Here is a 15,727-nt window from a genome sequence, read left to right on the forward strand (position 1 = left end):
ACTATCGATCACAACATTCTAGAAAGTCTCTGTTCGGTCTAATACCGAACAGCGACTCCCTGCGTCAGGAAAATAATAAAAATGAACCGCGCCTTATATATTGCTGTGCTTGCATCCGTATTTTTCTCCATCGACACCTCCATGGCCGACGGCTTTATCGCTGACAGCAAAATTCGCTTAGAAGCCCGAAACTTCTACTACAACGGGGATTATCGCCAAGGAGTTGGCGTATCAAAAAAAGAAGAATGGGCTCAGGGCTTTTTGCTGAACTATGAATCGGGATACACACCAGGAATCATTGGCTTCGGCGCTGACGCATTGATCTTTGCAGGCTACAAGCTGGATTCGAGTCCCGATCGCTCGGGTAGCGGTCTCCTCCCCAAACGAGCCTCCGGTGAGGCCGCAGACGAATATTCGAAAGCAGGATATGGTGCAAAACTCAAGATATCCGAGACATCATTGCGCTACGGGATGTCATTGCCAAAGGTGCCGGTGCTGCAATACAACAACAGCCGCCTACTTCCCCAGACGTTCCAAGGTTGGCAGATTAACTCTACCGACATCGACCGCCTGACCATTAATCTGGCTCAATTCGATAAGACGATTACACCTGACTCCACCGACCTTCAGGACATCAGCCTCGCGGTGAAAGACGGCCGATATCGTGCAACAGGTATCGGAGACTACTACCGGTATGGCGGCGGTACATATAAGCTGACTCCCGAGTTAAGTGCGACGTATTTTTACGGAGAGCTTGATGATGTATACCGCCAGCAGTTCGCTGGACTGGTACACAGCACACGTATCGGAAAAGGCACGTTAACTACTGATCTACGTGCTTTCGCAAGCAGTGATGCTGGCGCAGCTAAAGCGGGAGATGTTGATAACCGCGCATACGCCGCAGCCCTCAGTTACACCGTGGGAAATGGACACAGCGTCATGGCGGCCTATCAAGTTATGGAAGGCTCAACCGGCTTTCCTTATATCAATAACCCCTACCTACTGAACTACGTTCAGTACCACGATTTCGGAAGTGCAGGCGAGCATAGCTGGCAGCTTCGGTATGGGTTCGACTTCGCAGCTATGGGTGTTCCCGGGCTTACCTTTTTTACATCCTACATTCATGGCGATGGATTGAAGAAAGTCGGCGCAGAAAAGGAATGGGAGCGCGATGTCGATGTGAGCTATGCCTTCCAAGGGCAGCTCAAAGGGTTTTCGGTGCGGTTGAGGAATGCAACCTATCGTAGTGACGACGCCCGAGATATCGACGAGACACGCTTGATCGCAACGTACCTGTTCACATCGTTTTAAAAAGTATGGGGTGCCATAGAAAGATGCGAGAGCGATCTGTGACGCGTAAAAATTCGTGTCGACTCTAGTCATATGATGGAGAACCATGACCAGTTGAGCCCTTCCCATCATCGGTTGCATTTTGATCGGAACTGTAAACCACGACGTAACCCTATAAAAAAAGGTTCTTCACGGAATCCCGGGAAACACAGAAACAAGAACGCCGATTTGATTGATGATGTTCGTGCGAGCAAACACATCTAACAAACCGGCGTTCTTATGCGCGATATTAATACTTTCCTTCCGTTTTGGGAGGGCTTTTCTGTCGTCACGATCAAGCCTGAGGGTGATGCCCTACGGATCGAACTGACTCCCCACGCCACCCGATTTCCTTCCTGTGGCGGCTGCCAAAAGCCTTGTTCAACCACTCATGAGTATTGCGAGCGAACCGTTCGCGATTTGCCCATTCTCGGCCGCGCGGTACGCCTCAGCGTGCTGCTCAGGCGCGTTGGCTGCCGCGACTGTGGCAAACGCATGGAGGCCGTGAGTTGGCTGGATCGCTATGCGCGCATGACACGCCGCTTGGCTGATGCGGTTATTCAGGCCAGCGAACGCCTTCCCACCCTGCACGTGGCCCAGATGTTTGGGCTGCATTGGGACACCGTGCGGTTGCTGGAGCGTCGGGCCTTGCAAGCGGCATTGAGCGAGTTGCCGACGGCTCAACCACGACGCCTGGTGATGGATGAATTCGCGCTGTTTAAAGGGCATCGCTACGCCAGTGTTGTGTTGGATGCCGATACGCGACGAGTGCTATGGATCGGCGAAGGCCGCAGCCGGGCGGCAGTTCGGCCCTTTTTCGAAGAGCTTGGGCCAGAGGGATGTGCTCGAATCGAAGCGGTGGCAATGGACATGAACACTGCGTTTGACCTGGAGGTTCGTCAGCACTGCCCGAAAGCGCGTGTGGTCTACGACCTCTTTCATGTGGTGGCCAAATATGGCCGAGAGGTCATTGACCGGGTCCGCGTCGACGAAGCTAACCGATTGCGTCATGACAAGCCGGCTCGCAAGGTCATCAAGCAGGCGCGATGGCTGTTGCTGCGCAATCCACAGAATCTGAAAACGCCGGAACAGCAGGTTCGCTTGCAAGATTTGTTGGCGGCCAACCAATCGCTGATGACGGTGTATTTGATGAAGGCTGAGCTCAAAACACTCTGGACACCGAGTGCTGCCTGGGCTTGGCGATCGGCCTGGAAGCAATGGCTGCGCCATGCTCATGAAAGCGAACTACCGGCACTGATCCAGTTCGCCAATCGGCTGAAGGCTTACTGGCGAGGCATCGTCAGTCGGGTTCGCTGGCCGATGCACACAGGGCAGTTGGAAGGTATAAACAATCGAATAAAGGTCATCAAACGGATGGCGTACGGTTACCGGGATAGCGAATTCTTTTTCATGAAGATCAAGAGCGTCTTTCCCGGTAATCCGTGAAGAACCTAAAAAAAGGGCCTATCAGACTGTGTGAAAACGCACTGAAGGCCAGCCCAACAAACGCCCCGACTTGTTCGGGGCGTTTTTTTTTGTGTGAGCAACAGACGAAAAAAGGCCTTTCAGCCCATTAGCGCGATTAACTGGCGGGCTCCGAGCACGCTAATCGCTCGCTTGAGGTTATAAGCGTTCACCGCCAAGGCCATTTCTGCTTTTGCTCCCTCCAACTGGCGCAGCAGGAACCGACCATTCCCAAACAGCCATTGCTTGAGGTTGCCGAAAGGATGCTCGACGATGGATCTTCGGCTGGCCATCATCTGCGGATGGGCCAGAATTCGCTGCTCCATTCGCTCAAAAGCTTCCTCGTGGGCATGGCGTGAGACATAGCGGCGTTGGGCGCCAGTGCATTGGGATTTGAGCGGGCAGGCAGCGCAGTCGCTGACATCGGCCTGATAGATCCGATCCCCCTTGTTGCGCTGCTTGAGCGTCAGCCAGTTGCCCGCCGGGCACTGATAACGGTCGTGTTCGTCTTCATAGGTAAAATCTTTGCGCTCAAAGAGCGCCTCGCCGCCAGGATTGACCGAACGATTGGGTGGTACATAGACCGTAATGGCAGCCTCCTCGCAGGCCTGAAACTGCTGGCCGTTTGAATAGCCGGCATCGGCCGTCACGCTGAGGGCCTCTTGTTCCAGGTGTTCTTTGGCGGCCTTGGCCATTGGCTCAAGCTGTTTTCGGTCGTCGCCGTCCTGGGTCACTTCGTGATGCAGAATCAGGCAATGTGCGGCGTCCACGGCGGTTTGTACGTTGTAGGCCACCCGCGGGCCCTTGGCGGTGCGCATCATGCGGGCATCACTTTCGTGGGTGTTGAACTGCTCAAGTCCCATCGAGCTCATCAGCGCCTGGCAGCTCTGATTGTTCTGCTGGCGAACTTCAAGCTGCGCCAGGGCTGTTTTGATTGCGCTGCGATCAATCGTCTCTGTGGTTTCGGCCTGGTCGGCTTCATCCAGCTCGGCCAGATACTGAGCAATGCGCTTATCCAGCTTCTCTTCCTGACGTTTGAGCTGTTTCAAATTCATATGACGCCGCGAGGACGCCACTGCCTGAAATTTGCTGCCATCGATGGCCACCAATTCACCGGCGATCAGGCCGGCAGTGCGGCAAAACCGGACGAAGGCACGGCACGTCGCCACAAAAGCGAGTTTGTTGTTTTTACGAAAGTCGGCGATGGTCTTGAAGTCGGGTTTTAGCCGGTTGATCAGCCACATCACTTCGATGTTGCGCTGGCACTCGGCTTCGAGACGCCGCGATGAGCGAATCCGCTGAAAATAGCCGTAGAGATAGAGTTTTAGCTGATCGGCAGGGTCATAAGAGGGGCGGCCGGTGCCTTTGGGCAGCGCCTTATCGAAGCCCAACTGCAACAGATCCAGCTTGGCGACGTAGAGGTCGATGACTCGAACGAGGTGATCCTCGGGGATCAGTTCTTCCAGCGAAACCGGGAACAGGCTGGTCTGGCTGCGGGATTCGCCTTGGATGTAGGCCATAACGAAAAATGCTCCGTATCTTTCGATACGGAGCATTTTCTTTGAGCGCTGCGCAGATTGCTAGGTTTTCACACAGTCTGTATGGCCCTTTTGTATTCAAACCAAGATTACTCGGCCAGCGATATGCAATAATGGTCTGCTTAATCACCGTTCAAGTTTTACACCCAAAGATAGAAGTCGCTCTATCTTTTTAGTAGCCTCGCGCATCAACTGAGTTAACAACGGAAGATCACGCTCATCTTTACGATACTGAGGTATGGTGGCTGAAATCGACCCTCGAATTTTACCATCTACGAAGAATGGCACAGCCAAGCCGAAAGCGCCGAGCACGCGCTCACCATCACCTGTGGCCCAACCTCTTTCGTGAATTACTTTTAACTCAGCCTTGAGTACTTCACGAGAAGTAATGGTTGCCTCGGTAATTTTTTCAAGCTCGATAAAATCGACTAATTTTTGATCACAAAAAGCTAATACAGCTTTACCCGCTGCACCGGCATAAAGCGGTACTTCCACGTTGACTTGCAGCTTGTACTGAATCGGTCGCCATCCTTGAATTACGTCAAGAAACTCTGCTTTTTCAGTGGTTTCGTCATAGGCGAGAAACGCGATTGTCTCACCAGTTTCTTGTACTAATCCTGACAAAATTGGCCGGGTGAGATCAGCGAGGTTGCGGTGATCACCGCCAATCCTGGACGCCCATTGATAGAGTTTTGAACCAGAAAACAAGGTTGAGCCAGATAAACTTACAATCCCTGCCTGGACTCCAGATTGTATCAATCGTTTGGCAGTAGCCTCATTGCATAGGAGTTGATCAGTCAAACCCACAGAGTTTTTCATCCCATCCGGAAATGCGCAGGTCAATAGTAAAAGTCTTTCGAGACGAGTAACGGTGGACTTCGTCTCCTCGATCAATATGTCAGGTGCTCGCTGAGGGCTGCCCAGAGTTCGAGACTTTACAGCCGCTTCTATCTGCTCAGCGACTCGATGTACATCTGCATCAACTTGCGAGGCTTTTTTTGACTCGGCGCTACCAACCGAATGGACAGAGACGGAGACGATTAGCCCATTCGCAAGACTCTTAGTGGCAATCGACAACGCGCCAGGAAATTCTGCCTCCGATAGCAATCCAAGGGCATCGTGGTGACTCGAACTACAGTCAGCATCACGTGCATTACCCAGCACATTTAAATGTGGAGATTCGGCCTCGATAAATGCACCAAACTGCCGACCGATATCTCCGAATGTAAGAGGAAAAACGACACCCAGTTCGGGCCTGAATGTAAGCGTAGCTTTGGCCTCGCGGCAGGCAGCTATGAAATAACCGTTACTGAAAGGGCAATAGACAGAGACGAGCGCAGTGCATTGTGATGAATCAGCCAGCTCACTCAAAAATGCCCCGCTCCGCCCAAGAAGCACACTCGAATCACTGAGCGTTTTGGTAAGGACGTCGACTCTGGGCCCTATGCTGTACTTACCAACTCCAACCTCACTTGCTAGGCCGATTTCAACCAACGAGACCAAAATCCGATTAACGGTACTTCGGCTCTCGGAAAGCTCTGCCGCCAGCTCTCGCACCCCCCATGGCTCACCGCCCGCTCTCCTAACAAGTGCGTCCACTACCTCTATCAGCCTTGTATGACTGGATGCAGGAGTAATGGGTGTAGAGGCGGTAATAGAGCGTTCTGATTGAGCCATCATTAGATAAATCGAGGTTCGGGGGCCCCATTCTGGGGTCAAAAGCTGCCCAACCGCAAATCGCACCAAGCTGTTGACAACTGTCTCCTGGTTCTAGAATCTAGACAAAACAAAAGCAGGACACTGTCCCATTTTTTGAATGAGACTTACGTCCGACAACCCGAGGTGCCCATGAACAACAATAACGTGATGGCCGAGCCTATTGTGCAGACCGTTGAAGAGACGGAGCAGACACGGAAGGCCAAGAAAGCAACCAGGGCCGCTGTATTCGGCACGTTTGTTGAGTATTACGACTTCAGCGTCTACGGGTATGTCGCTGCAACACTCGCAATGGTTTTCTTCCCGTCAGACGACGCGACGACAGGCTTGCTGAACACTTTCCTTGTGTTCGGTTCTGCATTTTTGGTCAGGCCGCTTGGCGCTATCGCTTTCGGCTGGCTCGGTGACAAGGTAGGCAGACGCTTCAGCCTGATCGCTAGCATCACGTTGATGGGGGCTGCAGCCACGTTCATTGGTCTACTGCCTGGATATGCACAGATAGGCGTCTGGGCGCCGATACTTCTAGTCGTGCTGCGCATGCTGCAGGGCTTTTCCGCTGGCGGTGAAATCGGTGGTGCTGCGAGCTACATCCGGGAGTGGGCACCACCTAAACGCCGCGCTCTGTACATCTCCTTCCTCCCCTCCATTGCTCAATTCGGTAAAGGCTTGGCAGCTGCGATAGCAGGTCTCGCTGCGGCAACACTTACAGATCCAGAGATGCTCTCTTGGGGCTGGCGTATCCCGTTCCTGTTGGCATTGCCGTTGGGGATCATTGGTCTGTACATGCGACTGAGCATTGAGGACAGCCCAGAGTTTGCGTCCAAGAAAAACGACGCTGAAGTCAAGAAAGGCCAGCCTTTCGCTGAGCTGATCCGCGACTATCGCAAGCCTTTAGTCAAAGTGATCATGATCGCGATGGTGCAGAACATCGGAACCTACATCGGTACCGTATTCATCGCAGCCTACTTCAGCTCTATTCTGGGGTACTCGAAGGGCCAGGCATCAACCATCGTGTTGGTCGCCGTAATCCTCGCCGCATTTTTGATTCCTCTCGCTGGTCAGCTCGGTTCCTATCGCGGCGGCAAGTCCATCCTGCGTTACGCCTATGTGGCCTACGCCGTAGTGTCGATACCGTCCTTCATGCTGATGCAGCAAGGCTCGGTGAATCTGGCAATGGCTGGGCTGGCACTCGGCATGATTCCGTATGCACTCTGCCAAGCGGGCACTTACTCAGTGATGCCGGAGTTCTTCCCAATGCATATCCGCCACACCGGCGTCGCCTTCGGCCACAGCGTCGGTGCGGTAATCGGCGGAGGTTCAGGCCCATTCCTGGCGACCTGGCTGATCGGAGCCACCGGCAATCAGTCCACCCCCGCATTCATCTTGTGCGCTTCAGGGCTCCTGGGACTGATCGTCATCTCGACCGTTCGTAAAAATGCGCCGGTGGCTGGCGATGACGCCAACACCCACCAATTCTCCTAAGGTAATGATCATGCCTTCCATTTATGTGACAAGCCCGATCCATCCAGATGTACTAAAGGCCCTTTCCTCAGTTGGTGAGGTTCGACTCGGCTATGGCCCGAATGCGGTGTCTTATGCAGAGATCCAACAACAGGTAGATGCCGTTTTTTTGCGCGGAGGCCATATCTCTGCAGAGATGATCGCCGCCTCCCCGAAGCTGCGGATCATCGCCCGACACGGCGCGGGATACGACAACGTTGACTACAAAACAGCAGCCGAGTTGGGTGTCTGGGTAACCAATACGCCTGGCGCAAATAGAAGAAGTGTTGTGGAGCATGTATTTGCTCTGCTGCTGGGCATTAGCCGCAAGATTCAACTGGCAACGGATCAGACCCGTAACAACATTTGGGCGGCAGATCGACTTTCCCTAACAGGTATCGAACTCGAGGGGCGCACCTTGGGCCTGATCGGCTTCGGCGACATTGGACGGCATGTTGCGCCAGTGGCTGAAGCTTTCGGCATGAAGGTGCTGGCGACTGACCCTGCTTATGACTCGAGCTTCGATAAACGCTTGGTAGATCTCGATACCTTGTTGGCTCAGGCCGACGTGGTGAGCCTCCACGTGCCTCTGCAGCCAGGCACTGAGAACCTCATTGGCGGGGCTGAAATCGAGAAGATGAAAACTGGCGCCATCTTGATCAACACCAGCCGAGGAGGAGTGATTGATGAAGCTGCGGTTGCTGACGCACTACGTAGCGGCAAGCTGGGTGGCGCAGGTGTCGACGTGCTGGCTGCAGAAAACACGGACATGATCACCCCATTCAGCTGCAACACGTTTCCTGTTTCCGACCTTCCCAACCTGCTCGTCACGCCTCACGTTGCTGGGCAAACCAATGAATCTCTGCTGCGGGTAGGCATGAGTGCGGTCGAGGCGATTTCTGCAGTCTTGAGCGGCGAAGCCCCCCTGCACCCAGTCAACAAACCTGTCTCCAAGTCGTTCAACTAATAGCGCTTTAAACGGATTCACGCCGAGGTCACCATGTTTATCAATGTATCTGATGAAAGCATCACCGTGAGCGAAGATTGGGAACGCGCGTCCCTTAAAGAAATTAAAGAGATATCGCATTACCCGGTCGCGCTAATTGGCGATGTTTTGCAGCGCATGGGAATGATGGCTTCCGCTATCCACCATGTTGCAGGTAAAGCTTCGTTCTACGGAACGGTACTGCCCATCCTCACTTGGGAAGGTGACAACCTCGCCATCCACAGGGCTCTTGATGATGCCAAGCCAGGTGATGTTCTCGTGATCAATGGCAATGGTGAAACCAACCGTGCTGTTTTTGGTGATCTGCTGGGTGAGGTCTGTCTCGCCCGCGAAGTCGCAGCTGTAGTCATCGACGGAGCAGTTCGAGATGTGGAGGAGCTGAGCGTCATGGGTCTGCCGACCTATGCGCGCGCTGTGAATCCAGCCGGCCCATCCAAGTACGGCCCTGGACAGGTCGGTGCGCCTGTCGCGTGCGGCAATGTTGTTTGTAATCCGGGCGACGCAATTTTGGGGGACAAAGACGGAATCATCGTTATCAGTCGCCACTTGGTTCCATCGCTCGCCGAAAAGCTCAAGATCCAGGATGGGATAGAGAATAGTTTTAGAGAGAAAGTACGAGCGAGCATTCGCTGAGAGCTGACGACGACATGAGGGAGGTCAAATCAGACCTTCCTTAAAACACTCTTAGATTCAAACTGACCGTCACGATCGCGTGCATCTTGCGTTCTGGTCAACTCACAAAACAAACCACCGAAAACCATAAAAATACGGGAGTTTGACCATGCGTAGACGTTACTGGGTTTACGGGCTTTTGTTTTCGCTGACAGCGATCAACTACATTGATCGTATGGCACTGGCAATTGCCTCTCACCAGATCACTCAAGAATTCGACATCAGCCCATTCATGCTGGGACTACTGCTGTCCTCCTTTTTATGGCTCTACCTCTTCGCACTTATCCCTATGGGCATGCTGGTAGATCGCTACGGCACTCGGCTAGTTAATGCCTGGGGTATCGGCGTCTGGTCGGTGGCCACCCTCCTCTCAGCAATGTCAGGTGGTTTTTCCTCGATGCTGATCACCCGCTTGCTGATGGGAGTAGGCGAATCGACTTCCTACCCTGCCGGCGGGCGTGTCCTGCGCGAATGGGTTCCTGCCGGTGAACGAGGAATGGCCACTTCACTCTTCCACGCAGGAAGCCTGATTGGGCCAGCAATAGCCGCGTTGGGCCTGAGCATTGTCGTCAATAGTTACGGATGGCGTGTTGCCTTTGTCATTGCCGCAGCCGTTGGATTCGTATGGATGTCCGCCTGGCTCATATGGTTCAGACAGCCTGAAGTCGCTCGCTGGTTATCTCCACAAGAACGGAGCTTGATCCTGCGTACAAGAGATACGGGAATAACCTCCCCATTATTGGACGAACCAAAGCTGGGATTGAAAACGCTGCTGCGCTCTAAAACTATCTGGGCGATAACGTTCACGCATGGCTGTGCGGTTTACACCACCTACCTTTTTCTCACTTGGCTGCCCAGCTATCTCCAGGCCGAGAAAGGACTGACCCTTTTGAAAAGTGGTCTATATACCGCCATCCCTTACCTGGGTGCAGCGGTATTGGGAATCGTCATAGGGATGCTCGGTGACCGCGCGATGAAAGGTAAAGCACTGGGCGGAGGCAAACGTAGAGTAGTCGTCGCAGCCTGCCTGTTGATGTCGACACCGATTTTTTTCGTGCCATTCCTGAACGACATACGGATCATTCTCGCGTTTTTTACCATTTCCCTGACTGGTTGTACTGCTGCAGTCGCCGCAAACCTGTCGCTCATCAATGACCTGATCCCATCGAAAGAAGACTCAGGTACGGCCATCGCTGTCATCAGCACAGGCGGTAATTTTTTCGGGATCTGCGCGCCCATTGTCACCGGCTACGTGATCTCAATGACTCACCAGTATCACTACGGCTTTGTCATTGCAGGTGTGCTCTTGGCGTTAGGCGCTCTCGTCTCGATGTTTTTGACGCGCAAGCCGATAGGCCAAGCAAAGGAGAAGACCGACCATGTACGCGTCGCCCCCCATACTTCGTACTGAACTGTTCACAACCTACCCGTGCTCTCTTCAAACAGGCGACGAACATTCCAGCTGGAGCCTAGCGCAGCCCGGTAAGCACATATTTAAGAGTTTTCTAGAGGGGCCGTCCTTCGATAAAAACGGCGTGCTCTGGTGTGTGGATATCGTCAACGGACGCTTGCTGAATGTCGATAAGGCTGGCGCGTTTTCGGTTGCCGCAGAGTACGACGGCTGGCCGAACGGCCTGAAGATCCGTGAGGATGGACTGGTGTTCATCGCCGATTACAAACACGGAATCATGACCCACGAACCGGGCTCTGGAAAAGTAAAGCCGTTGCTTGAGCGTGCAGCCGTAGAACGCTTCAAAGGCGTCAATGATTTGTTCTTTGCTCGCAACGGCGACCTGTATTTTACCGATCAAGGTTTAACAGGACTTCAAGATCCAACTGGCCGTTTATTCCGCATGACGCTCAGCGGGAGGATTGATTGCATTCTTGATGCTGTACCAAGTCCAAATGGTTTGGTGATGAATCTGGATGAGGATGCATTGCTTCTTGCGGTGACACGCGCCAATGCCATCTGGCGAGTGCCTTTGACCGGCTACGGCGCAGCAAAAGTGGGCAACTTTATCCAGCTTTCTGGGGGGGTCGGCCCTGACGGCCTGGCGCTGGATTCAGATGGGGGCCTCTGGGTCGCACATGCCGGCTTGGGCTCTGTCTGGGGATTCAACGCGATTGGCGAACCCTTGGCGAGAGTGAAAGTTCCGGCAGGGTTACTCACGACGAATGTGGCTTTTGCTTGCGACGGCACCACCGATCTTTACGTCATCGAGTCATCGACCGCGACAATCCATCGCGTCAATGCATCCGTGACCGGAAAACCCATGGCTTCGCACCTTTAGCCGTTTGAAACTGACAGCTCATCACCACCTGATAAAAAACTGCACTTCGTTGCTGAAATTTAGCGAGAATTTTTATGCAATTTACCCGACGCCGATTCCTACAAATTGCTGGAGCACTGAGCGCCTGTTGCCAAGCGCCTGCATGGGCGGTGCCTTGGTCAAAAGGTGAAGAACTTCCCAATCTCAACGTTCCAGCGGGAAGCGTGGACAGCCACATCCACCTCTATGATGATCGCATTCCACCTGTTGCTGGTGCCACACTGACTCCGCCAACAGCAACTCTGGCTGACTATCGTCTTCTCCAGCACCGCTTGGGGTTTGAGCGAATGGTCATAGTCACGCCCTCGACGTATGGTTTCGACAACAGTTTGATCCTCGAAGGGCTGGCTCAAAGCAAAGGCAGCGCGCGAGGCGTGGCCGTGATTCAACCAACCGTAACGGATAAAGAACTCAGCAGCCTTGATCAGGCTGGGGTTAGAGGCATTCGATTCAACTTGAGCTTCGGTGGCACCAAGATCAACGAGATGGAACGCCTCGCTTCGAGAGTTAATGAACTTGGTTGGCACGTTCAATTGGTATCGCCAGGCGATCAATTGCCGGGGCTGGAATCCAGGTTATCGAAACTGCCATGCCGATTGGTTATTGACCATTTGGGTCAACTTGCACAACCAGGCGGCGTTTCCTCCGAGGGCTTTGCAGCACTTTCAAGATTGCTTGCCACAGGACGCGTGTGGACGAAATTATCCGCTCCTTACAACACCTCGAAAATCGGTGCACCTGAATACCCCGATTTTGGGCAGGTGGCATCAGCGCTCGTGAAACTCAGATCCGACAGGTTGATGTGGGGAAGTGATTGGCCTCACCCGACAATGAAGTTCGAGAAACCCGACGACGCACAGATCCTCGATCTCTTGGCGATTTGGGCCCCCGAAGAAAGTGACCGGCGACTCATCCTTCGGGATAACGCGGTAAAGCTATACGGCTTCGATGCCTGATCACCCAAACATGCTAAAGGCATCCCCGTCTCTCCCACTGCCCAAAGTTCGTTAGCCAAAAAAAGCCGCATATCGGTTGGAGTTTTATCATGATCGCACGGTTGCTACCGTCCAAAAATCAAAGCGTGAACTACGACGATTTTCTTAAGCAGCTCGCTAAAGCGGGTTTCCGAGGAGAAATCGCCTACAGCTATGGCCAGCGGACGGTGCTTGCAACTGATAACTCGATTTATCAGCGTCTTCCTCAAGCTGCCGTATTCCCCGCAGACGCTGAGGACGTAGCGATCCTGGCGACGCTAGCGTCTGATCCTGAGCACAGGTCGGTTGTGCTGACACCACGTGGCGGCGGAACGGGCACCAATGGCCAGTCGTTGACCGATGGCATCGTCGTCGACCTGTCTCGTCACATGAACACCATTCTTGAAATTAACGCTGAAGAGCGGTGGGTTCGCGTTCAGAGCGGTGTGGTGAAGGATCAGTTAAATGCTGCGCTTAAACCTCACGGACTTTTCTTCGCGCCGGAACTGTCCACCTCCAACCGGGCAACTATCGGCGGCATGATTAACACCGATGCCAGTGGCCAGGGTAGCTGTACCTATGGCAAAACCCGCGATCACGTTCTGGAGCTTTCTACGGTTTTGCTGGGTGGTGAGTTACTCCACAGCGCGGTACTAGAGCAAGGTGGTCTTGAGCAAAAAACTGCGTGTCGGGATCGGATCGGAGAGGTTTACCGGTGCGCGGTCGACATCGCGGACAATCAGGCGGATCTGATTGAGCGAACCTTTCCTAAACTCAATCGCTGCCTCACCGGCTATGACCTAGCGCATCTTCGCGAAAAGGATGATCGGTTCAATCTCAACAGTGTGCTCTGCGGCTCCGAAGGCTCCCTGGGTTTCATTGTTGAAGCCAAACTCAACGTGTTGCCCATCCCAAAGTATTCCATCCTGGTCAACGTACGTTACGCAAGCTTCATGGATGCATTGCGCGATGCCAAGGCGTTGATGCTGCTTAAGCCATTATCGATTGAGACTGTTGATTCCAAAGTCCTGATGCTTGCGATGAAGGACATTGTCTGGCACGGCGTCGCTGAATACTTCCCCGAAGATTCCGACATACCGACCTTGGGCATCAACCTCATTGAGTTCAGTGGCGATGATGAAGCTGCTGTTCAGCAGAGCGTTCATGACTTTGTCCTGCACCTGCAGCGCGACACCTCCGTGGTGCGACTGGGCCATACGCTGGCCATTGGTGCCGATGCACTGAAGCGCGTTTACGCGATGCGCAAACGAGCTGTTGGGTTGCTGGGCAACGTCAAGGGTGAAGCCAGGCCGCAGCCATTCGTAGAGGACACCGCCGTACCACCTGAGAATCTTGCTGATTTCATCCAGGAGTTCCGTGCGCTGCTGGACAGCTACCAATTGCAGTACGGCATGTTTGGCCATGTCGACGCTGGCGTACTGCACGTGCGACCGATACTCGATATGAAAGACCCGGCACAGGCTGCGCTGATCCGCCCTATTTCCGACGCCGTTGCCGCACTGACTCAAAAACATGGCGGCTTGCTGTGGGGCGAGCATGGGAAGGGTTTGAGATCCCAATATGTACCCGACTACTTCGGTGAGCTTTATCCTGCACTACAGGCGTTAAAAGCGGCGTTTGACCCTTGGAATCAACTCAACCCCGGTAAAATCGCAACGCCTAAAACACTGCCGAATAACCGTTTGACGCGGGTTGACGAGGTGACGTTGCGCGGTGAACTTGACCGCACCATCGATGAGCGGGTTTGGCGCAGCTATGACACTGCATTGCATTGCAACGGGAACGGCGCCTGCTACAACTTTGATCAAGACGATGCCATGTGTCCATCCTGGAAAGGCACCCGTGACCGGGTTCACTCACCTAAAGGACGTGCTTCGCTGATCCGTGAATGGCTTAGACTGCAAGGTCAACAAAACATTGATGTGTTGGCGGCAAGTGATCGCATTCGATCAACCAGCAATGTCGCCAGCCTAGCAACACGAGCGGTCAATACGGTCGCGCAGAAAATGGGGCAGCAAGACTTTTCCCACGAAGTCTATGAGGCAATGGCTGGTTGTCTGGCATGTAAATCCTGCGCTGGCCAATGCCCAGTCAAAGTCAACGTGCCTGAATTCCGCTCTCGGTTCCTGGAGCTGTATCACAGCCGCTATCTCCGTCCGCTAAAGGACTATTTGATCGGCTCACTGGAATACACGATTCCCTATATCGCTCGTGTCCCACGTCTGTACAACTTTGTAATGGGCGCTCGCCCCGTTCGCTTCATTCTTGAGCATATGGCCGGAATGGTCGATAGCCCTTTGCTCAGCATCACGGACTTTGACGCTGTATGCCGTCGTTGGGGTGTGGAGATCGCAACACCTGAGCTTCTGTCGACATTGGGTGAGCAACAGCGTGCTCGCAGCGTAATCCTCGTCCAGGATGCTTTTACCCGTTACTTCGAAACACCAGTGCTATCGGACTGGATCGAACTTATCTCAAGGCTTGGCTACCAGATTTACATCGCTCCCTTTGCGCCCAACGGGAAACCGCTTCAAGTGCAAGGTTTCATCAGAGCGTTTGAAAAAGCGGCACACTTCAACAGTGAAGCTCTGCGACAGATTCAGGGCTACACAATACCGCTGATAGGACTCGATCCCGCGATGACTTTGGTGTATCGCCAGGAGTATGCGAAGACGCTAGGTAGCGACAAAGTTCCCACCGTTCTACTGCCACAGGAGTGGCTTGCCGGTGCGCTTCCACAGGCACAAAGCGTGAAAGATGCCGCTCCCTTTCACTTCCTTCCCCACTGTACTGAAAAAACAAATGAGCCGGGCAGTATCGGCCTTTGGCAGCAAGTCTACGAGCGAATGGGACTGAAACTGAGCGTTCAAGCTAGTGGTTGCTGCGGCATGTCTGGAACGTATGGACACGAGACGCAGAACGCGAAGACATCTGACATTATCTACGGTCAGTCGTGGAGGCCGCTGGTGGAAAAATTCAACCGTTCAGGACGCCTGTTGGCGGATGGGTATTCTTGCCGTAGCCAAGTTAAACGCAAGGAAGGTGTGACGATTTTGCACCCGCTGCAGGCTCTTCTCGCTGTCTTGCGGGAAGCAACTCACTAAGTTAATGCCGCCTCATGTCATTCGTATAAGGCAGTTCAACTGCATCTCTCGAATGAAATACAAAAAGGCCCTT

At 53.5% G+C, this 15,727-nt stretch carries 11 protein-coding genes and 1 pseudogene; 9 read left to right on the plus strand and 3 right to left on the minus strand.

Features of this window, described 5'->3' with window-relative positions; genetic code table 11:
- Positions 1 to 81 precede the first annotated feature (81 nt).
- A complete protein-coding gene (locus tag ACNYC6_RS00510) occupies positions 82 to 1,311 on the plus strand; it encodes an OprD family porin (protein WP_419710588.1) in 1,230 nt (409 codons plus the stop codon).
- Positions 1,312 to 1,569: 258 nt separating this feature from the next.
- Positions 1,570 to 2,775, plus strand: coding sequence for an ISL3 family transposase (locus ACNYC6_RS00515; RefSeq protein WP_419709226.1), 1,206 nt, complete (start codon positions 1,570 to 1,572; stop codon positions 2,773 to 2,775).
- A 119-nt stretch (positions 2,776 to 2,894) separates the two neighbouring features.
- Here the strand turns inward: ACNYC6_RS00515 and ACNYC6_RS00520 are convergent, their stop codons facing one another.
- The 3 genes and pseudogenes from ACNYC6_RS00520 to ACNYC6_RS00530 form a co-directional block, all read right to left on the minus strand.
- On the minus strand, positions 2,895 to 4,313 hold the full coding sequence (locus ACNYC6_RS00520) for an IS1182 family transposase (protein ID WP_419708291.1): 1,419 nt from the start codon (positions 4,311 to 4,313) through the stop codon (positions 2,895 to 2,897).
- 144 nt (positions 4,314 to 4,457) lie between these two features.
- On the minus strand, positions 4,458 to 5,702 hold the full coding sequence (locus ACNYC6_RS00525; protein WP_419713047.1) for an IclR family transcriptional regulator: 1,245 nt from the start codon (positions 5,700 to 5,702) through the stop codon (positions 4,458 to 4,460).
- A 159-nt stretch (positions 5,703 to 5,861) separates the two neighbouring features.
- Positions 5,862 to 6,011, minus strand: a pseudogene (locus ACNYC6_RS00530) (hypothetical protein); the annotation flags it as partial.
- 168 nt (positions 6,012 to 6,179) lie between these two features.
- On the opposite strand from ACNYC6_RS00530, the gene ACNYC6_RS00535 reads away from it, so the two are divergent.
- The 7 genes from ACNYC6_RS00535 to ACNYC6_RS00565 all read left to right on the plus strand — a co-directional run bounded on the left by ACNYC6_RS00535 (position 6,180) and on the right by ACNYC6_RS00565 (position 15,654).
- Positions 6,180 to 7,529: an MFS transporter gene (locus tag ACNYC6_RS00535; protein WP_419710589.1), complete on the plus strand. Its 1,350-nt coding sequence runs from the start codon at positions 6,180 to 6,182 to the stop codon at positions 7,527 to 7,529.
- Between the two features lie 10 nt (positions 7,530 to 7,539).
- On the plus strand, positions 7,540 to 8,514 hold the full coding sequence (locus ACNYC6_RS00540; RefSeq protein ID WP_419710590.1) for a hydroxyacid dehydrogenase: 975 nt from the start codon (positions 7,540 to 7,542) through the stop codon (positions 8,512 to 8,514).
- Between the two features lie 33 nt (positions 8,515 to 8,547).
- Entirely contained in the window at positions 8,548 to 9,186 is a 639-nt protein-coding gene (locus ACNYC6_RS00545) for an RraA family protein (protein WP_301157931.1), read from the plus strand.
- Between the two features lie 148 nt (positions 9,187 to 9,334).
- Entirely contained in the window at positions 9,335 to 10,636 is a 1,302-nt protein-coding gene (locus ACNYC6_RS00550; protein ID WP_419710591.1) for an MFS transporter, read from the plus strand.
- A complete protein-coding gene (locus ACNYC6_RS00555; RefSeq protein WP_419710592.1) occupies positions 10,605 to 11,516 on the plus strand; it encodes an SMP-30/gluconolactonase/LRE family protein in 912 nt (303 codons plus the stop codon). Before ACNYC6_RS00550 ends, ACNYC6_RS00555 begins: the two co-directional genes overlap by 32 nt.
- A 74-nt stretch (positions 11,517 to 11,590) precedes the next feature.
- Positions 11,591 to 12,511: an amidohydrolase family protein gene (locus ACNYC6_RS00560; RefSeq protein ID WP_419710593.1), complete on the plus strand. Its 921-nt coding sequence runs from the start codon at positions 11,591 to 11,593 to the stop codon at positions 12,509 to 12,511.
- A gap of 89 nt (positions 12,512 to 12,600) precedes the next feature.
- Entirely contained in the window at positions 12,601 to 15,654 is a 3,054-nt protein-coding gene (locus ACNYC6_RS00565) for an FAD-binding and (Fe-S)-binding domain-containing protein (RefSeq protein ID WP_419710594.1), read from the plus strand.
- Positions 15,655 to 15,727: the final 73 nt, after the last annotated feature.

It is taken from the genome of Pseudomonas sp. NFX224, assembly GCF_048565165.1.
Taxonomy (GTDB): Bacteria; Pseudomonadota; Gammaproteobacteria; order Pseudomonadales; family Pseudomonadaceae; genus Aquipseudomonas.